At 42.3% G+C, this 20,088-nt stretch carries 12 protein-coding genes and 1 pseudogene; 4 read left to right on the forward strand and 9 right to left on the reverse strand.

Annotation, left to right across the window (positions count from 1 at the left end; translation table 11 throughout):
- Nucleotides 1-56 precede the first annotated feature (56 nt).
- Nucleotides 57-2,039: a DUF262 domain-containing protein gene (locus A3860_RS37720; RefSeq protein WP_081155774.1), complete on the reverse strand. Its 1,983-nt coding sequence runs from the start codon at nt 2,037-2,039 to the stop codon at nt 57-59.
- Nucleotides 2,030-3,442, reverse strand: a complete 1,413-nt coding sequence (locus A3860_RS37725; RefSeq protein WP_081155775.1) for a DUF262 domain-containing protein — start codon at nt 3,440-3,442, stop codon at nt 2,030-2,032. The genes A3860_RS37720 and A3860_RS37725 overlap by 10 nt, the downstream gene beginning before the upstream one ends.
- Before the next feature lie 415 nt (nt 3,443-3,857).
- Here A3860_RS37725 and A3860_RS41435 point away from each other — a divergent pair, with 415 nt between their 5' ends.
- Nucleotides 3,858-4,028, forward strand: coding sequence for a hypothetical protein (locus tag A3860_RS41435; protein ID WP_158085491.1), 171 nt, complete (start codon nt 3,858-3,860; stop codon nt 4,026-4,028).
- A gap of 140 nt (nt 4,029-4,168) precedes the next feature.
- Nucleotides 4,169-4,699, forward strand: coding sequence for a hypothetical protein (locus A3860_RS37730; RefSeq protein WP_081155776.1), 531 nt, complete (start codon nt 4,169-4,171; stop codon nt 4,697-4,699).
- Nucleotides 4,700-4,707: 8 nt separating this feature from the next.
- Here the strand turns inward: A3860_RS37730 and A3860_RS37735 are convergent, their stop codons facing one another.
- The 3 genes from A3860_RS37735 to A3860_RS37745 form a co-directional block, all read right to left on the reverse strand.
- Nucleotides 4,708-6,906, reverse strand: coding sequence for a B12-binding domain-containing radical SAM protein (locus tag A3860_RS37735; protein WP_081155777.1), 2,199 nt, complete (start codon nt 6,904-6,906; stop codon nt 4,708-4,710).
- Between the two features lie 52 nt (nt 6,907-6,958).
- Nucleotides 6,959-8,083 carry a hypothetical protein gene (locus tag A3860_RS37740; RefSeq protein WP_143774466.1) on the reverse strand — a complete coding sequence of 375 codons (1,125 nt, stop codon included), beginning with the start codon at nt 8,081-8,083 and terminating at the stop codon, nt 6,959-6,961.
- A gap of 118 nt (nt 8,084-8,201) precedes the next feature.
- On the reverse strand, nt 8,202-9,416 hold the full coding sequence (locus A3860_RS37745; RefSeq protein ID WP_081155779.1) for a hypothetical protein: 1,215 nt from the start codon (nt 9,414-9,416) through the stop codon (nt 8,202-8,204).
- A gap of 555 nt (nt 9,417-9,971) precedes the next feature.
- Between A3860_RS37745 and A3860_RS37750 the strand changes: the two genes are divergently transcribed.
- Entirely contained in the window at nt 9,972-13,526 is a 3,555-nt protein-coding gene (locus A3860_RS37750; RefSeq protein ID WP_081155780.1) for an alpha-L-rhamnosidase-related protein, read from the forward strand.
- A 675-nt stretch (nt 13,527-14,201) separates the two neighbouring features.
- Here A3860_RS37750 and A3860_RS42225 read toward each other — a convergent pair.
- The 3 genes and pseudogenes from A3860_RS42225 to A3860_RS37775 form a co-directional block, all read right to left on the reverse strand.
- Nucleotides 14,202-15,722 (reverse strand): annotated as a pseudogene (locus A3860_RS42225) (ADP-ribosylglycohydrolase family protein).
- A gap of 93 nt (nt 15,723-15,815) precedes the next feature.
- Nucleotides 15,816-16,415, reverse strand: coding sequence for a hypothetical protein (locus tag A3860_RS37765; protein WP_081155783.1), 600 nt, complete (start codon nt 16,413-16,415; stop codon nt 15,816-15,818).
- Nucleotides 16,416-17,022: 607 nt separating this feature from the next.
- Complete coding sequence (locus tag A3860_RS37775; protein WP_081155785.1) at nt 17,023-17,472, reverse strand: hypothetical protein; 450 nt, start codon at nt 17,470-17,472, stop codon at nt 17,023-17,025.
- Nucleotides 17,473-17,609: 137 nt separating this feature from the next.
- Between A3860_RS37775 and A3860_RS37780 the strand changes: the two genes are divergently transcribed.
- The gene (locus A3860_RS37780) at nt 17,610-18,482 is read left to right on the forward strand and encodes a pirin family protein (protein WP_081155786.1); all 873 of its coding nucleotides are present in this window, start codon (nt 17,610-17,612) and stop codon (nt 18,480-18,482) included.
- A 4-nt stretch (nt 18,483-18,486) separates the two neighbouring features.
- Here A3860_RS37780 and A3860_RS37785 read toward each other — a convergent pair whose 3' ends face one another.
- Nucleotides 18,487-20,028, reverse strand: a complete 1,542-nt coding sequence (locus A3860_RS37785; protein ID WP_081155787.1) for a hypothetical protein — start codon at nt 20,026-20,028, stop codon at nt 18,487-18,489.
- Nucleotides 20,029-20,088: the final 60 nt, after the last annotated feature.

The raw sequence follows: 20,088 nt of genomic DNA on the forward strand, positions 1-20,088 counted from the left end.
ACATGCTTTCGAGAAAGCCTTAAAATGTTCAAATTTGTGAGTTAAAGAATTGGATTTTAATATTTTCTTTTGGTTTTCTCAAAGTATTCCTGTAATAAATTTATCATTTCACTCTGATGGTTTAATGCCAGCTTATCATTCCATATTGGATACTGGTAAATGATATCAGATTTAAGAGAGTCAAAAGTCCCTTTTGATTTTTTGTCTTCAAATTTTGCCTTTTTAACTCCATAGGGAAAATCACTGTATTCAGAGTTTATGCTTCGTGTCACCAACGCCAGGTTGCCAAAATTATGAAGTTGAGTATCGCATAATTTATCTTTTGAGTTTCGAGGTGATTGTGGAGAAATATGTTCCACGGAGTTTTTTGCTGTTATCCTGTACTCTTTCCATTCTTCGCTCTTGTTGAACTTAACTCTTTCATGCCATAAAACAAATTCAAGTTTGTAAAACCAATAGTGGGGAAAACTTGTCCCCAAAGCTTCTGTCAAAACTTTAGTAGTTGGTTCAATATCTGGATAACCATCCATGCATTCCTTGGTTCGGTCAATAAGCTCCCTGCCTTCTTGCATACTTGAAAAAAGTATGTTGTCAAGAACTTTTAGCCATGCAAAAGCATCATCAAATGAAGGGAACTCAAGCAACCAATTCAAAAATGGCGTAAGCCAATATTGCGTGGTGTTTTGCTGAGAATGATAAAGAATGCTTTGTAACATCGCAAAACCGTCTAACTCTTGTGTTTTTTGCCTGCGTAAGTAATAAAACCATCCTTTTTTCTTTTGATTTTGCTTATAAACTTTTTTTATCAAATGTATTTCGGTCATATCATTTACTTCAACCCACTTGATAATGTATTTATCAAAAGCCTCTCGCATTTTAAATAGCAGGTCCATGAAAGCAATACTTTCTGTTTCGTCCTCCTCTCTCCTGCTTTCATAATCATTTTGATTTTTTAGAAAAAAATATTCCGAATAAATATGTAATAATTCCTTTTCATTGATCCTCTGAATGTCTATCCGTTGATTACGATGTAAGTAAACTCTAAGTGTGTGTAGTAATAGTTGAGGAAAGGTAAGAATACTTCTAACTGGTTCTAATTCATCATCTGTTGCATTTGGATGCATTTCTTCAAAATCAGGTTCTTCATCTCCGTAAACTGCTTCATCCCAGTTTTTCCTTTTACCAATGATATCTTGCAATGTAAGTTTTTCTGCTTTTGCCTTTTCATCTATTAGAATATTTTCAATTTGCTTCCAATCATGAACCCACTGATCATATGTATTTGCCACACCTCTTGCATATCCTGTTTCATAGGTTAAACTTCTTTCAATGTAGTTATTCATATCACTGCATGCATTCCAGAGAATGCCATACCTGTATCTCTTTTTGCTGTTTCCTATTTTTGAAAGAAAGTGTGTTTTCAATATTTCATGCTGCGCTAATTGAATGCCCCTGTTGTTTAGTGTTTCGAAAAGTTTATTTAGGTCAGTAGATGGCGGAACTTCTGTAATAACCATCTTGACCTTTTGTAATAAAAAATAAATATATTTATTTTTTAGTTCTTTTGATTGCAGGTTCTCGGTAATAAGCGCCCCAATGATTTTTCGCGCCTTGCTCAATCTCACTAAGTCATCAAACTCTGTGTCATTCTCTATCGATTCCGAGCCAGACAAAAGTTGATTAAAATACATTTCTACATTTTTCCTTATTGAAAAGTTTAGTCGTAAGCCATTTACTGTACGTGTAAAATCTTTAATCGACTCCCCTAACTCGTTTGCCAAAAGCCATAATGTGGTGAATCGTTGTTGCCCATCAACAAGATCAAAGCAGTTTTCAATTTTTTGATACTTAACAGTAATTATTCCTCCAATATAATAAATGTCCTTATTCGCCTTGCATGCGATCAATATATCATGGAAAAGGGTGTTTACCTGCTCTTCTTTCCAAACATATAAGCGCTGATACCGGGGTATATTATAACGAAAATCTTTTTGAATTATGGACTTGATGTCGTATAACTCTGAATTCACTATATCCATTGTAATCTATCTTTTAATGTTCCTTCGTTTTGCTTAAAATATGATAACACTCTTTGTTTGTAGGCATTTCTAACTCCATAGTCTTGACTATCCAAATCTTCGTTCTCATAAATTGTCTGAAGATTTCTTTGTGATTGAATAAAATCAAAAACCTCCTGTGGCATATAAGCATTTGCAATTACATCCAGCAAATTATTGCTATTATCAATCAGGCTGTTTTTTACGGCTTCCTTTTTTACATAATACTTTTCAATCCGAATGCTCCCAATATAATAATCAAAATACTTTACAGCTTCTTCAATTTTTACAATTCCAAAAGTGTCGTAATACATAACCATACAAAGTTGCATGAAGTTTCGCAAGTAAACAGACATATTCTCTGTATAAATTGAGTGATAATATTTCCTTGCTTCAATTACGGAATTTTCCGCAATATTTTCTGAAAACAAGTATTCGTGAATCCCATGATACTTCTGAGTGAACCTGAAAAAATTGTGTCCTTTAAAAATAGGCTGGCGAATAGCAAAAGGTAAATCAAGTGACGATTCGTTTACATTATTATTAGCATGTAATATATACGTATTATCAGCATTTAATGAAATAGATTTATACCGTTGATTTACTCTTCCGGGAAACAATTCATAGCCATCTTTAATGGAGCTTTTGTGAGTTTGTTTTTGAAAAGTTTGTAGCAATATATCTTTGTCTTCCGGAATTAGTTGAGATTGCCCTCTCCACATCCTTGCTCTATAAAGGATTTTATAAAACAAATGCTGTAAACCAGATTCGGATTTTTTTTCCTTTTGGGATTGGAAGACAGCTCTTTCCCACTCTTGTGCAAGACGTTCCTGCAAATCTTCCGAATAAATTTCTCTTAGGTGATATGCCTTTAGAAAATCGTCTGCACCAAGTGTTACACCTCTATTATTTTGCGAGTCAAAAAAAGCAAAAGCATTATCCTCATTATCACTTATGATAAGTGTAAACCGTAGTCGGATATAGAAGTTGAAATGATTCAGTTTCTCAAGCAGCGACTTTTTTCCTTCAAGGTAAGTAAGATTTTTTTTAATGTTGTAGAATGAAATATGGTTGTTGTAAGCTAAATTTTGACTTTCCGATAGCTCTCCAGTAAGAATATATTGAATCAGGGTAAGTGTTGTTAATCTTTGCTGTCCGTCAATTATCTGAAACCTCCTTTCCGTATCTTGATAAAAAACTATCCCACCCATATAATATTCAAGATTGGGATTTGGTCTCAAAATAAAGAACTCTTCAAGATCACTTAAAAGTTCATCAATTTTTTCCGTTGTCCACCTGTATGGTCGCTGATATTCAGGGATGAGAATATTTCTGTATTGTTTAAAAATTTCATTGTATGTATGAGTGTAAACCTTTACCATCATCTTTACTGTTTTGTAATCTTTAACTCCTATTATTAGCCATGAATTGTCATTAATATTAATCAGGCTTAACTAACGCTTATGTGGAGCTATAATACACTATTTTTGATCAAAAAGCAATTTCCTGTATTATACTTTTAGAATGTATGGGGTAAACATGTAGCATTTAAAGCGAACTGATATTACGTTCTGAACTGAACTGAGGTCTGGAATCAACTGGCCTGAAAAAAATAAGCAAATAAAAAACGTGAAAAATACCTGTTTTAAAAGGCATGTATGTTTTGGTAAGTAGAGCTTATAAAAAACCGATCGGAACAACTTATTCGACCAACATACTAGTGCCCGAAGATTTTAAATCATGGTTACAATCCATTAAAGATGAAATATAAGATATAAAATTAAAATACTGCTAGTATATATGAAATATTTCAATGGGGCCAATTGTGATGGCATCCCATTTTTCTACAATAGCAATGGCGAGCGATTAAATTTACTGCAGGAAGTTAATTTTGATAAATTCCTGGCAGAAAGCACTTTTATAGAACTCGTATGGTCATGTGCACAAACAAACCCTCCTAAAGAATATTAAATATATATATAAATAGAGAGGTTGTACCGCCAGTTGGCTGACAGCCTCTTTTCGTTATGGTTCCTGTTTTATAATTCAAACAAAAAGGCGTATAATAGCGAAACAAATAATAACGGTCATTACAACAGCATTTACCCCTAATGAAAAAAAAGATATTTCGTGATCGCCTTTATAATTTCATTCTTCCTTTGGTCTTTTTAGAATGGTGGTATGTTATGCTTGCTTTAATTTTCGTAGTGCTGATTGAAACTTATATTGTAAAACTATTTATAAAAGAAAAATTCAAGCGGCTGTTAGCGCTTCTTATTAAGGCAAACATAATTACCACTTTAATGGGTTTCCTGTTCCAGGGGATCATCAGGGTGGTTCTTGGAATAATAATTTATTCTACAACTGACCAGGATTTTGTAAATAATCCGGTAATTTTGGGGATATTCGGAAATGTAGGTATTGGCTCTAAGTTTGATAGCGCTGCCATTTCGGATATCATCACAAGTATGATAATATGCCTCGTTGTATCAGTAATTATTGAGGGAAATATGATAAAAAAGGACTTACAGAATACCCATAATAGTACCGTAATATCGAAAAGCGTTTTGATTGCAAATATTATTTCCTATCTTCTTCTAACGCCATGGGTGTTTTATAATTTTTACCGGGCAAGTAAATAACTATGCGGTTACAACCTTAGTAACCCAACTTTATGCAAGGTATTCACCGGCTTATTATCCCAGAACAGTTCAAAATCTTCCAGTCCGGCGGCATGGTAACTGTCCATAACGTCCTGTAGCGTTAGCAGCTTAGGATTATTGATCGACAATTCCTTCAGCATGCCGGCCAGCCAGTCGCCCTGTTCGCGGCTAACACTGATGCTGAATTGCATTCGTTTGTCCTGAAATGTTAAGGAAGTCATTTCCCAGCTATTGCCTTTTTTACTTTTGGTGATGTGCTCTACAATGGGTGGCCTGCCCAGGTATACGATCCTGGCAGTAGGTTTGGCAGCTATATAAAGATCCTGTTCCAGCACTTTTTGAATATAGTCAGGCGCTACTTTTGTTTTGGGCACTTTAAACTCGAACCATTTTTGTAACGGTTCATTAAGTCCAATGCCATGCATATAGTTGAACAGGGATTTCTTCAGGCCAAACGAAAACTCTTCATGCTCGGCGCCCGTTTCATCGATGTGCACAAGGTCGTTATTCGCAAAGGCGCCCATCAGCGCCGACTCTCTTTTTACCTTGAATTTTTCGGGTTGCATTCCTATGGGGCTATGCACCGTCATGGTAAACAAATGCCAGAAGGCCGACTGCAGTATACCGGCAGCGAATAGCTGCCGTACCATTTCCAGCGAATCGATGGTTTCCTGTTCGGTTTGAGTGGGAAAACCATACATCAGGTAAGCATGCACCATTATATCGGCCTCGGTAAAGTGTTTGTTCACCTGGGCTACCTGCGCTACGGTAATTCCTTTCTGAATAAGCTCAAGCAGGCGGTCGCTGGCCACTTCCAACCCACCTGAAACAGCAATACAACCGGAGCGTTTCAATAACAGGCAGAGATCGCGGGTAAAGCTTTTTTCAAAACGCACATTGGCCCACCAGCTCAAAGTTAATTTGCGCCTGATGATCTCCAGCGCCAGTGCCCGCATCATGGCCGGCGGTGCGGCCTCATCAACGAAATGAAAACCGTTCTGCCCCGTCTGTTTCATCATCTCTTCCATGCGGTCGACCAACAGAGCGGCGGCAATGGGTTCATACAGTTTGATATAATCGAGTGAAATATCGCAGAACGTGCATTTACCCCAATAGCAGCCATGCGCCATGGTGAGCTTGTTCCAACGGCCATCGCTCCACATGCGGTGCATGGGGTTTACTACTTCAATAGCAGAAATGTATTTATCGAGCAGAAAATCGCTGTAATCGGGTGTGCCCACCTGCGCCTGTTTGTAATCGCTGCAACTTTTGTTATCGATGTAATGCACGCTCCCATTCTGCAGGGTAAAAGTTCTTTTCAGGTCTTCGGCTGAACGATGGCCTTCTACCAGTTGCACCAGTTGTTCAAGCGGCGCCTCGCCATCATCGAGGGTAATATAATCGTAGAACTCGAATACCCGCGGGTCGGTAAGCGAACGCAATTCGGTATTGGCAAAGCCACCACCCATGGCCACTTTTACTTCGGGATAATGCTGTTTGATGTACTGCCCGCAACGCAGCGAGGTATACAGGTTGCCGGGAAAAGGAACAGAAATGGCTACCAGTTTCGGTTCCAACCTTTCCATATGTGTTTTAAGCAGCCTGATCAGCAATTCATCAACAAAGGTATATTCATTTTGCAGGGCCTTGTACAATTCGTCGAAGCTGTTGGCGGAACGGCCCAGCTTTTCGGCGTAGCGGCTGAACCCAAAATGCTCGTCCACACATTCGCTAATGAGGTCACTCAGGTCTTCGAGGTACATGGTGGCAAAATGCTTGCCTTTGTCCTGCGTGCCCATGGAGCCGAATGCCCAGTCCAGGTCTTCCAGTTGAGCAAAACGGCTGGCTTCGGGCAAAAAATCCCTTTTACAGATGCGGTGCGCCATGGTAGGGTTATGGCCCTGTAAAAAGAGCACCACGTCGTTGATGGTATGAATATAATCTTCCTGTAGGGCCACCATGCGGGCGGCATTGTCGCTCAGGGGCTTTTCGAGGCGGTTTATGCGGTTGAACAATTCCTGCAGCCCTTCCTGGCAAAACAGGGCCAGGGTTACCTCAATACCCAAATCGCTCTGGAAGGAACGGATATTTTTGGTATTCAGAAAGCCCTTCAGATATGCCGTTGCCGGATACGGCGTATTAAGCTGCGTAAACGGCGGAGTGATCAAAAACACAGGAACGCTCAAAATCAAATAATTTGGGGCAAAATTAGGCTAAAAACCCGGTTTTTGGCGGCGTTTAACTTCCCCCTAAATACTGGTTTATTTTAAAAACATTGTTCCCTATTAAAACAGGATTTCCCGCAACAGTATGGCAGGAAATTGTCATTTTGCCCCGTTCAAATGAAAGCTCGTTTTTTATAGCCCTTATTTTTTGCTGACAATACAACGGCCAGTACCCCATTTCAACGAAAGATGTGATCACTGCCTGTTCTTCGCTGGTGAAATCAGCATCGGCCGTAAGCGTAAGCGAGATCCCATCTACAGCCAAAACAGATCCGATAGCAAAATTCAACGTTCCACCCAGGCTAAAATATTTCTCCCATCCGGCGCTGGAACTCCATGGGGGAACCGATTTGGAAGCCAATGCGAGATGAAGCAGGCCTGAATTATACCAGGCGCCCGGAGTAACGGTTACTACAGCATAATGTTCAAACCTTATGGAAAGAGTGACGGCGCTTTGTGCAAATTTTTTATTGAGCAGGAACCCACACCAGCTTCCCGTCCATAATCCAAAGAAAGCAGGATCAATACCAGGCACCCAGGAATTTGATACATCCGGATTGCCATTCATTGAGGTAAATAAAAGATCAGCCGGTGGAGCGGCCTGAAGCGTGGTAATTAAGTCTGAAAATAATGGTGAAAACTCAGGTGCTTTCGCATTGGGTCCCAGATAAGGCGCTAAAGCCGCCAATCCACTTTTTATAAGCACCCGGCAGGCAAGGCCGGTGCGGCCGGTATTTGCGACCGAAGGCGCATTGAGCATAGCCCATTGAAACCAAACGGTAGGTAAGGTATTTTCAGGTGGCGGTTGGGGTAAGCTATTCAGATAAGCGGTCCATTTTGCATAGGTAGCCTTACCAATATCATTTTCAAATGAGCTTTCCGGAAATTGCAATTGTTGTACTATCGCTGCATACTGGCTGAAAAAAGTTGGCTGATCGTAATACCAATAATTATATTTTAATGTTGCCGGCGGCACCAAATTAAAATACGCCCAAAGACTTTCGTTATTACCAGGCATTCCTGCAGGCAGCGTCAATTGAAAATTATTGACCGGCAATTTCAGGCTATCACATAACAGATTGTACCAGGCATCTGTAATTCCTGTAATACTTTCACAGGAAAGATCTTTATTGTTCATAATAACTGAATATGAAAAAGAAGAGGCATCTTCCTGTTTCAGGCGAGCCTCTCCTTTTTTAACAATCGAAGAAGATAGTGCGCTATTAAACGCACGCATACTTCTTCCCCCTTACCCTTTATGCATATTTCTCAAATTCCTTCTCAGGTTTGAAGCTTTTCGCAGCAGCATACAGCGAAGTACCCATAGCTGCGGAGTGCCCTACAAATTGTGCAACAGGCAGTACATTTACGCCAAGCACAACAGGTACACCTTTCAAACTTGTTGTAGTAATGGTCATTTGCCCCTGTTCATTAAAAGTGGCGGTATTGGTTGATGAGCTGCCGCTTGAACCGGAGTAGAAAGGCCAGAACCCTGATGACCCACTGGAAGTAATGGTTTGTTGATCCAATGTTGAATAAGATGCATCGGAGGTTACTTTAACAGTCATGCCCGATGCAATGATCAGGTTAGCTGCAAAGAGTTGCATATTACCGTTACTTCCAAATGTATTATTCCAGTTGATGGAGGACTGGGCACTCCATGGGTTTCCTGTTTTGTTGGCAAAGGCCAGCCCCATGGCAGATGAATAATACCATAAACCTGGAGTATTGGCAAATACTAAAACATTATCAAACGATGCAGTTACGGTTACATGGCTGGCAGCGAACTGCTGGCTGATCGAAGAACTGGTAGTGCTTCCGCCCCAAAGGCCGAAGAAGCCGGAATTTGAACCTTTCGTCCAGGAAGTACTTACATTGGAATTCATGGTTTGGCTATCGAAGCTGAATTGCCTGCTGGGGCTGGCAATCAATTGCCCTACCATATCCATGTAGCTGAGCGTCCAGTTAAAACTTTTTGGAAGCCCGTTTATATCCGTGTAGATCAATGTCAATTCATTTTGAGCGGTGGCAATGGGATCTAATAAGATCGCCGCATAGTCAGAAGACCCGATATTGGCCACGTTGGGCGCAAAGATCATTGCCCAGTTCCTGAATAAAGTAGGTAGCTGGTTCATAGAAGGCGGTGTCGCCAAACCCAAAATATAATTTTGCCATTTTGTATAGTTGGCAGCGCCAATATCGGCCTGAACATCTATAGTCCTTGAAGGAACCAGGGCCGACATCAATGCTCTGTAATTGTTATAAAACTGGTTACCACCGCTCGGTGTAAACTGTTGCGTAAGGGAAAATGGCGGAAGGTTATTGTAATAAGCCCAGAACATGGAATCTGCAGCTGTGCCGCTTGCGATAGGAGGCGCCGGCTGAATGATCTGGAATGAATTCGCGCTTTGTCCCATTCCCTGGAGGAAGCCATTATACCATCCATTTTGTAAATCTAAAAACGTACTCATTTGAATTGTTTTATATAATTTACCCCTACTCGTTAGGCTTTTCGGGATTTGCCCCCGCTGAAGATCTCTGCAACAGGACAGATCGTTTTTTTAAGTGGTATCAGAACTCCACCTTCCAAAAGCTTATAATATCTTATTACTAATTCATTAACCTTACCGGAAAAGCATACGATTGATGGCTTGTATTCTTTCCAAATACAAACTGATAAAAACAAACAGATGTGATAAAGAATTGAAGCTCAAATCAGGATGGAACTAAAAATCAGGCAGGAGAAATTGATACTATCAATGGTGTAAAATTTCTTAGGAGCAACAAGGTAGTAATAAAAATCATATGTTAGATACCGTTAAACGATAATATCGCCCCCGTAAGAAAAAAAAGGTGTTTTCACCTATTTTATAAGCGCCTGACCGTTTGGGTGTTATTTTGTTCGGTTACCCATCCTATCGGTAAAATAAACAGCATACAAGCGCCGCCGGTAGATCAAAAAATTCTCCACATCCTGATAAGTTGATCTTGCTAAACACATAACTTTCCTTCTAAACTTAAATCCTATGTTTAAATCCTTTCCTACGGCAAAGGCAGCTATGCTATTGCTGTTGCTGACTTTGTTCATTGCACCGTCAATGACCCATGCGCAGGATATCACCGACCTGGGTGGCACCATCAGCGCTCAATACCAGACAGGCTCTCCTCCCGGTGAAGAATACACCAATCTCACCGACAACAATGCTTCTACCAAGTACCTCACATTTAATGCTTCGGCCTGGATCCAGTACCGGACAAATTCAGGTTATATTGTAACAGGTTACGCCATTACCTCGGCCAATGATGCCGCCGAACGTGATCCGCTAAACTGGACCTTGCAGGGATCGAACGACGGCGTCAACTGGAGCACGATCGACACCCGAACGAACGAAGACTTCCCCGACCGGTTCCAGAAACGGTCTTTCGCCTTCAGTAACAGCGCAGGCTACACGTACTACCGCTTTAACCTGACCAATAACAGCGGAACGATATTGCAGCTGGCAGAGATCGAATTATTTGGCACACCAGCCTCAGGTAACTGGACCGCCAACTGGATCTGGGCGGCCGATCAGGGACCCAATAACACCTGGTTATCGTTTAGAAAGAAGGTAACCCTTAGCGCCCAGCCTTCAAAAGCCATTACAAGGATCGCGGCGGAGAACAAGTACTGGCTGTACGTAAACGATAGCCTCGTAGTGCGCGATGGTGGGCTCGACATCCGGCCCGATCTCAACAACACCTATTATGATGAAATAGATCTCGCGCCTTATTTGAAGAGCGGGGAAAATACCATTGCGGCACTGGTATGGTATAAAGGTGGCGCCGACGGTTATTCGCAGCGAACCGTAGACAATGGCGGCTTTTTATTTGAGGCTGCTGTCACAGGCGCCAGCCCTGCTTCCATAGTATCAGACAACAGCTGGAAGGTGAAGCTCAACCCGGCATTTAACCGCGGCACTTTCAACTTTAAATATGCAGTGAGCGGTACTATCACGTTTAATAACGCCACCTTTCTCGATCCCATCCCCAATGTAGTTAAGGCAGGTTATTACAGAATCACCGGCAGTGGTAATCCATGGACGAAATGCGCCGATGAAAGCGGGTCCTACACCCTGCCCGGCGTATGCGATGTAGCCTATGGGTCGGAAAACAACCAGCTGAAGCCGGCTGGTGATTATAAATGGGTTGAATGGCCGGTAAGTTACGATGCCATGAACACCATGCAGGGCTGGCAAACAGCCAGCTACAACGACGCCAGCTGGGGCAATGCCACAGCAAAAGGCGCACCGCCCGTTGCCCCCTGGAATACCCTGGTGCCCAGAACAATTCCATTCTGGAAAGACTATGGACTAACGGCTTATAATAACGCATTTCCTTCAACAATCAATAGCAACACTATTATTACAGAAAACCTGGACATTAACATCCAGGGAACACCTTACCTGAAGGTGGATGCCCCCGCCGGGGTGCGCATAAAGATCATCCTGAATGATTTTTACTGGCAGGAGTATATTACCCGGGCAGGTGTACAGGAATTCGAATGTTTTGCCTGGCAGAACTCGAGCAGCCACAACGTGAAATACGATTTCTCCAATGTAACGGGCACTGTTACCATCCTTGATATGAAGTTCAGGCAAACAAGTTACAACACCGCCATTCGCGGGGTGTTTTTAGGTGACGACGTGCGCCTAAACTCCCTTTGGAACAAGAGCAAAAATACTTCCCGCGTATGCATGCGCGACATATTCTATGATTGCCCCAACCGCGAGCGCGGCCAGTGGTGGGGTGATGTTTCGGAACAGATCCTTTACTCGTTCTACCTGTATGATCAAAATGCCAACCTGCTGGCCAAAAAGGCTTTCAGGGAACTGATGCACACGCAAAAAGCAGATGGTTCGTTGTATACCACCGCACCAGGAATTGCCTTTCATCTTCCTGATCAAAATATGGCTGCCGTGGCCATGCTGTGGAAATACTACCAGTATACAGGCGATGCAGACCTCATAAGAGAGGTTTATCCGCAAGCAAAAAAATTCATTGATTACTGCGCCAGTACTGCCAACAGTGACGGCATGCTGATACTGCAACCCAACGTGTGGAATTGGATTGACTGGGGCAGCAACATGGATATTGTGACAGGAAGCGCCAATACAGTATGCAATGCCTTATACATTACTTTGCTCGACGCCATGATCAACATGGCTGATCTTACAGGCGCCAGTTCCGACAAAACCTATTACCAAACATTGCAGAACAGGGTAAAATCCCAATTCAATAACTACTTCTGGAACCCTGCGGCCAATGCGTATGTTTTCCACAGAAACAACGGCGTACAATCATCGGTCATTGACGACAGAAGCAATGCCTGGGCGGTGCTGGCCGGCATGGTAGATGATTCACGGAAGGCCGGCGTATTAGCAGTACTGAAGAACCAGTACAATGCAGGCCCTTACCAGGAAATGTATATTGAAATGGCCCTGTCGATGCTCAACGCCAATGATGCCCTTACGCGGATGCGAAGCCGGTATGCCGTTATGATCGATAACTGGTCTTCGACCCTATGGGAAGAATTTCCGGCGAGCAACAGCAGCAGCAATCATGCCTGGAGTGCCGGGCCACTTTACCAGTTAAGCGCTTATACATTAGGCGTGCGGCCTACCCTGCCCGCCTATAATGAATTTATTTTTCAGCCACAGGTAACCAACCTTAACACTATGTTGGCCTCGATCCCTTCGCCCAAAGGCGATATTATTGTTTCCTATATCCGGGACGCGAACGTGTTCACACAAACATTGATCAATCCGCTTAATACAGTTGCTATTGTGGCAATTCCCAAAGGCATGCTTGCTGCCGGCGTGAAAGAGATCGATGCCAATAAGGTAGCTATCTGGAAAAATGGTTCGTTTATAGCCGGCGTATCAGGTATAAGCTACGTGGGAGAAGATACTGACTACATCCGGTTCAGGGTGCAACCCGGTACATGGAAGTTCACCGCCTTTTCACAGGCAACAACAGCCGATGGGCCGGTGGTGCTTTACATCGATTGCAATTATGGTGGAAAGGCAGTTAGCCTGCCTGTAGGCAGTTACAATCTTTCCGATTTAATAGCCAGGGGTATGCCCAATGATTCAGTATCATCGATCAGGGTACTGAACGGATACCGGGCCGTCTTGTACTGGGATGCCAATTTCAGTGGTAATACGCTGACGAAAACGGCCGACACCTCGTGCCTTGCAGATGAGGGCTGGAACGATGTACTAAGCTCAATTATTATACAACCCATCACTGCGCGGAAGGAAACAACCGCTACTGATAAACTACAACCTGCCGGTGATGATAAAACCGGGGTACAATTGTATCCCAATCCTGCCAGCAATGTGCTTACCGTATACCTGGGGAATGTCGGTTACAGGTACCTGAACATTATTGATATGAACGGGCGCACCGCAATAACGAAAACCCTCCCATCAGAAGCATCTTCTGTAACTATAGATGTAAGCCACCTGAAAAAAGGTATTTACTCGGTTGTTTTGAAAGGCGGCAGGAACGGGAACTTATTGAAAAAGGTGGTGGTGGAGTAGTGATGATCTGATCAAGTACTTTTTTAGAGCAACAAAGCCTTCAAGTCGTAGGATCTGGAGGCTTTGTTATTGTTATAAATTATTTTTTTGCGTGTTAAGTAAGTAATTATCTTTTATAACTGCTTTTTCCTCTTCTACAAGTACTTTTTCCCGGAAATAGATTAAAATGGATGCGACATAACTACCTTTTTTCATTTATAAGTTAGAATCGACAACAATTATATTTTTTTTCAGAAAAAATAATTAGTTCCAGTAAAAAAAGTGTGGTGCCGGCAAAATGATGTTACAATTCCCGAAATAAAACTAATTCTGAGGAAAAAGAATGAAGTTGTGAAGAAATAAATTTAGTTGTAAGCATATTGAGTTAATTCTGATAAAAAAGTAACTATTTCCCAGGAAAAGTAGTTATCTCATATAAAACAATAAGCAATAGCTGAAAAACTGAATTATCTTTCATGAAAAAGTAGCTAACACCGTCAGAAAAACAATTATCAGCTACCAGGAAGTAACTATCGTCCACCAAAAAATAAATATCGCCCACCAAAAAGTAAATATCGGGCACCTAAAAGTAAATATCGGGCACCTAAAAGTAATTATCTCCCCAAAACAGTAATTATAGTCCACAGTTTTTTAATTTATCTACGAAAAAAGGAGCTAATTGTGGTGAAAAAGAATTTATTGCCCCTTCAACATCACCGATAATCTGTTTGCTGTTTCGAGGATGCAGGCACTTTCTTTTATTTGGGCAAACACATTTGTTATCGTGCTGGAAAAATTTGACAAACCAATAAATGCACCCATTATTTGTGCGGCAAGTGATGCATTGGTATCTGTATCACCGCCACAAAGTATAATTTCGGAAAGTATAGCTTCAAAATTGCTTTCCCTGATCTTATTAGCTGCAAAAATTGAAAAAGGCACCGATTCAATAACATGGCCAGATGTGCCTACTAAGGTTGCTGCTTCGCGAATGCTCATTGAGGTATCAGCTAATATTAAAAGATTATCCCGCACCGCGCTGTCGGGCAGTTGGGGTAATAATAATTCCCCCAGACTAATTCCCCACTTCCACCTGTCAGTTATAATGTAATGCAGGGAATAGAGGATTGCCAGGCACCCAACATAGGCTTCATCATTTTTGTGGGTAATATTACATACATCCCGAATAAGCGTTCTATCTGTTTCGGGGTTGATAAAAAAAGCAAGTGGAGCAATACGCATAGCAGCTCCATTGCCGGCTGCTTAATCCCCCGACCGGCCTGAAAGGGCCCAGTGAGCGCCGGCCTGCAGATCGCGCAACGCTTTCAATGTACTGGCGCCAAGACCGGTTAATTTTCCCTTATTATACCACGTTAGCATATGCTGTGCGATGCTGGCGGCTGATACCTGCCCGGTATCGAGAATAGATTCGCAGGTTGCCATGGTAAGTTGCGTATCGTCAGTTATGCCATTGACCACCTCTAAACTGATCATTTCTACATTCGACCGGCCTTCGTAATAGCTACCAATGGCATCACCGATGGCGCCGCCGGCCAGGCAACCGCTTAGCCTGTCACTTGTAGTTATAGTCGGTCTGGGATTGTCTTTAGCCATATGTTCCTGAACAAGCTCAAAATCCCCGAAATAGTTTTCAGTTGGAATTACCTCTTCTATTGCTGCATTTTGCCTGGGCTTTAAATTAGCTATTACAAAAGAGCCCTCATTGACGCCATGAACTGCAAACAACACCTCATTGCTCAAGCAGTGTTTTGCCAATGTTGAAAAGGTAACGTTTGTGTCGCCAATTACACGGAGTAATTCATCTTCCAGGTCAATCTTTTGATCAATAGTTACCTGCTGCCAGGGTGCGATCACAAACGGTTTGTTGCTTTCAAAATAATCTTCGTAAACGTGGTAATGAACACCGGCCACATGAAGTTCGATTTGTTCATCGGGAAAATGGGCAGAGTCAAGAATTTCAACTCCACCAATAGGGAGTAAAAAATAGCCATTCTCGAGTTGTATATTAAATCTGAATGAGTACCACTTTTCGTAATCCTTCTTCCCCTCATCACAGAATTCCTGAACCTCCTTTTTTATTAATTGATATGCCTCAGCAGGTATAAATTCACCCCAAATATGTCCCATGCCACCGAAAACCTGATGAAATTGGGTTGTTCCGATCAAAACTTTATGAGAATAGATATAACCTTTCATGACAGGATCATTGAAATAACAGGTATTTATACGAAAATAATCAGAATCGGCAGATTTCCCCAACCCATAGGGTAAAACTATGCCTGGCGGCCCTTATTCGTCGCTGAGTTTAAAATGGATCTTCCAATACTTACCGTAGTTGTCTTCTGCCAAAAAGGAGTTGCGATTGACGCAAGTAACGAATTCTATAATGGTGTTGGCTATAGCGTCCAAATAAACTCTTGTTTTAACGCGACCATCAATCATTTCACAAACCTGTATTTGTTGTTTTTCGTCTGTACCGGGATTGTTTACACAAACAAAGTTTTTCATATTTTGAGCAAAAACAGGCTGCCCGATCAATGTATCAATAGTGCCTGTTAACCGATTAAGAAGATAAAATTCTTCATCGTTGTATTCAATCCGCTGTACGAGTGAAAGCTTTGTTCCTTTTACATCGCCTAAATATTTGAACTCATGAAAGTCTCTATCAGAACTGTCGTCTTTGAAAACTTTTGCAGCTTTGGCCACAATTGGGATACGCAGGCTCCCTGACTTTTTCCTTATTTGAGCATTTGCAACGAGATAAGATACCTTACCACATTTATCAAACTGGTCTTTATTGATTTTTGTGGTATAAAATGAAATTCGTCGCTGGGCAGTTGTTGAAAACGACAGTACCAGTAAAAAAATTATGGATAAGAGGTGCTTCATGGTGGTTCTATTATTTGTTTCGCTTTCTAATAACTGGAGCCGGCCCCAATGTGACAAAAGGTAAAAACGATAGTAAAATAATAAGTATCCGTAGTGTCATGTGTAGTATTATCATTTAAACCTCACTATCAAACAATATGATTTTTGGGGGTTGTTTTCTGATGTTTGCGATCAACAGCAATTCACTTATTATCAATATAAGGGCCACAAGGATAAATGCTTTGGTCATACTTCCAAAAATATCCGATAATTTAAAGCCACCGTTGACATAGTCCAAATATCGTCGTGGCATTGGATCTATAAATTTATACAGTAGCCAGGGTAAAACAAACACGGTTATAAATGTAATGTGCAGATGCAACAAGATCAATTTGAATGAATAGATCTTTTTCCTGAATATCCGGTACGACAACCATATCAGAAGAATTAATAATGTCACACTGAAAGAATAATTAAATGACTCATCATCAAAAAACCCGTTGTCTTTTTTATGTATGTCAAGAGTAGATCTTTCATTCAATAGATAAAAGGCCAGCATATTAAGCATGGCCAAAGCCAAAAACAGATGATAAAGTTGTGAAGTTTTAGGGGACATAAATAATTGCAGTTAACCGGTTATTTTTCTATTATTCACCCTGCCAACCAAAGCCCCAACATACGTAACCACACAACTTCCCACCCAAAGCCAGTAACCCGTGGTAACGTTCTTAATGATGCCCATATTTCCTGCTTCATCTTCCATGATGGTATGGCAAAATAAAAAAGATAAACTAAACAGAGATGCCAGCAGCGCCAGGATCATTCCCCCCTTTTTATTCATCCCCAATAAGATCCACGAAACGATCAGCAATGGGTTGGCCAGCCAGGCAAAATTCCCTTCAAACATTTCAGCCCATCCTAACACAAGTGCATCGATGGATGGCCGGCAACCTTTATCAGTACAAAAGCAATTAAAAAAAAGGGATAATATAAAAAGCCCTGCCCCGGTGATCAAAACAATAGTGGTAAATCCTGGCCTTTTCTGAATCAATGCGGGGGCGTTGTTTGTTAAGGGCATAAGGGTAGTTTTCACTTTTACAGACCTCCAAATATAATCAATTGATTCACTATAACGAACTATAGTACTATACCCCAGTATAGCGCTATACTTTTTATAGCAACCTGCCGTAACTTTGTGCTGTTAAATTATTTCATATGTCAATAAAAAGAAAACTTGTCAATATATATACACCGACCGGACAACCCGGTTTTCTCGGCCGTGGCCATATTGCCCGCCCGGTGATTCAGGTAGACTATACCGATAGCGATCCATTTATCATGCTGATGGATGATATTCTCGATAAAAAAGATGAGACACCCGTTGGCGGCCCCCATCCGCATGCCGGGTTTGAAACGGTTTCGTTATTACTGGAAGGCGAAATGGGCGATGAGGCGCATAAAATGAAAGGTGGCGATCTGCAAATGATGACAGCCGGCAGCGGCATTATTCATACCGAGACCATCGAAAAAAAAGCCAAAATGCGGTTGTTACAATTATGGCTGACCCTTCCTAAAAAACAAAGATGGACATTACCCCGGGTACAGGATATTCCGCTGGAACACGTGCCCCAACGTTCAGCTAATGGGCTGAACGTAAAAGTATACAGCGGTTCTTTCGCCGGTCTCTCCTCCCCTGTTCAGAACTATGCGCCGGTGATCATCGCAGACGTTAAAATGCAACCCGGCATCACCACCGTTCAGCGAATCCCCGCTTCATACAGCACTTTTATATATGTGCTGGAAGGAAGTATACAGGTGGGTGAAGATAAAAAAGGGTTGCAGCACGACCAGGTAGGCTGGCTCGACCGTTTTTCGGTTACAGCTGAAAGTGAATTGATAATAACTGCCGAAGCAGCAGGCGCCCGTTTTGTGCTGTATGCCGGTGAGCCACAGGGCGATCCCATTGTTTCGCATGGCCCGTTCATTGGCGATACTTCAGATGATATCAGGCGGTTGTATCACGAATACAACCAGGGCAAAATGCAACATATTTCTACCGTATCGCAAGCGCAGCGGTTCCTGTGGTAGCTAATTAGTATCCTATTTGCTGAACCGCCTTTTTTCCTAACCGTTCGGCTAATTGTGCCAGGTACAGGCTACCAGGATCAACAGGAGTATTATGTGCGTCGTAAATACCTTCGGGCAGCAAGGGTCCCGCATCAAAGGGAATAGCTTTTTTTTGAGATTCGCCTTTGCAACCGATCACCCAGTTGGCCGATCCGGGTGGTAACTGGTTCAAATAAGAGCGCGCCGTACAGTTCCAGGCAACGGCCCAGCCAATTGCCCAACCATGCCCCGATCCCATGGCGCCCCGGTTCATAAAGTCAATACCACCGCCGGGTACCTGGCATCCGTCAACCAGTAAACCGGTGGCCCAGCGCTGATGCGGTTGTATCCAGCCGTTACCCTTAAAAACGCAGTTCAATAAAACAACAGGTCCCGATACTTTGGGGCCGGTAGCAAAGAAAAAAAGATTATCGCCGGTAATTTGGCATTGATCAAAGAGCAGTTGTGCACCGCTCCCATTCAGGTCGGCCGGTTTGGCAGCGCCTTTTGTGGGCACCTCATGCCCGATGTTTACATGATCAACCGTTACCCGGTTCGCCGTAATGCTGATACTATTGACCGTATTCATAATTTCCAGGTTACGAACCCAGCTATCCCTTACGCCACTCATGGTTAACGCCCGGTGATGCCCTTCATTGATGGTTACCGATTGTGCCGGTGCAATAATCCGCAGGTGCTCTACACCAGTTTGTGACAGGGAACCGCTGGTAGTGATCTTTGTTACTGATACCCCGTCTGTTCCCAAATAATTCATGTCGTAGGAGTCGGTGAGCGGGAAATCGACCATGACCGTATTCTTATTGATCTTCGTAATTACCCTTTCCGTTGTTATATCCCCGGTTACCCAGGTTTGTTTTTTGCCGTCACGCACCAGTTTATCCATTCCCATCAGTTGCACCCAGGCATCGGTTACCGGCCTTGCAATCCGAATGATATCACCTGGTGCAAAGCCTTTTGCATTGCGTAATTGAAAACTGATACTACCTGAAGGAACATACTGGTTGGCGATCGTAGTAGTTGTATTGGTGGCTTTAATTGTGACGTTGCCTTTTACTACAATACAGGCATGCGGCGTGCCGGTCATATTAATGATGGAACCGTTTTCGCCGCAGCCGCTTCCCTGCAATACCACACCACTCGCACTAATTGTTATTGGCCGTTCGCAATTATACATACCCGGTTTCAGCAACACGGCTCCCCGTACACCATTCACGAGGGCCTTGGAACTTACCTGGTCAATAGCCTGCTGAATCATGCTGGTATTATCACCTTCCGACGGACTAACAACAATTTTTGCGGGTACTGCTGGTATAGCAACCCCGCCGCCCATATAGCCGGCATAGGAAAAATCCATTATTTTGTCGCCCCGTTCTGTTGTTTTATATTCCAGTTTGTTAGCGGCATTCAAATACACCCACTGGCTTTTAGCAGCGTTTGTTTGTGCAAATACATTGGAATGAAAAATGATACCAAACAGTAATATTTTGGGAAATGAAGACAATTTCATGGCTATACTTTACCATGCAAATAATTACAATATTAACAGTAATAAATAAACAGCTTTAAC

It is taken from the genome of Niastella vici, from assembly GCF_002077945.1.
Taxonomy (GTDB): Bacteria; Bacteroidota; Bacteroidia; order Chitinophagales; family Chitinophagaceae; genus Niastella; species Niastella vici.

Excerpts from the sequence above, each read along its gene's own strand:
- A3860_RS37720 (WP_081155774.1), bottom strand. The coding sequence starts at position 2,039 with ATGGATATAGTGAATTCAGAGTTATACGACATCAAGTCCATAATTCAA.
- A3860_RS37725 (WP_081155775.1), bottom strand. The coding sequence starts at position 3,442 with ATGATGGTAAAGGTTTACACTCATACATACAATGAAATTTTTAAACAA.
- A3860_RS41435 (WP_158085491.1), top strand. The coding sequence starts at position 3,858 with ATGAAATATTTCAATGGGGCCAATTGTGATGGCATCCCATTTTTCTAC.
- A3860_RS37730 (WP_081155776.1), top strand. The coding sequence starts at position 4,169 with ATGAAAAAAAAGATATTTCGTGATCGCCTTTATAATTTCATTCTTCCT.
- A3860_RS37740 (WP_143774466.1), bottom strand. The coding sequence starts at position 8,083 with ATGAACAATAAAGATCTTTCCTGTGAAAGTATTACAGGAATTACAGAT.
- A3860_RS37745 (WP_081155779.1), bottom strand. The coding sequence starts at position 9,416 with ATGAGTACGTTTTTAGATTTACAAAATGGATGGTATAATGGCTTCCTC.
- A3860_RS37750 (WP_081155780.1), top strand. The coding sequence starts at position 9,972 with ATGTTTAAATCCTTTCCTACGGCAAAGGCAGCTATGCTATTGCTGTTG.
- A3860_RS37765 (WP_081155783.1), bottom strand. The coding sequence starts at position 16,415 with ATGAAGCACCTCTTATCCATAATTTTTTTACTGGTACTGTCGTTTTCA.
- A3860_RS37775 (WP_081155785.1), bottom strand. The coding sequence starts at position 17,472 with ATGCCCTTAACAAACAACGCCCCCGCATTGATTCAGAAAAGGCCAGGA.
- A3860_RS37780 (WP_081155786.1), top strand. The coding sequence starts at position 17,610 with ATGTCAATAAAAAGAAAACTTGTCAATATATATACACCGACCGGACAA.
- A3860_RS37785 (WP_081155787.1), bottom strand. The coding sequence starts at position 20,028 with ATGAAATTGTCTTCATTTCCCAAAATATTACTGTTTGGTATCATTTTT.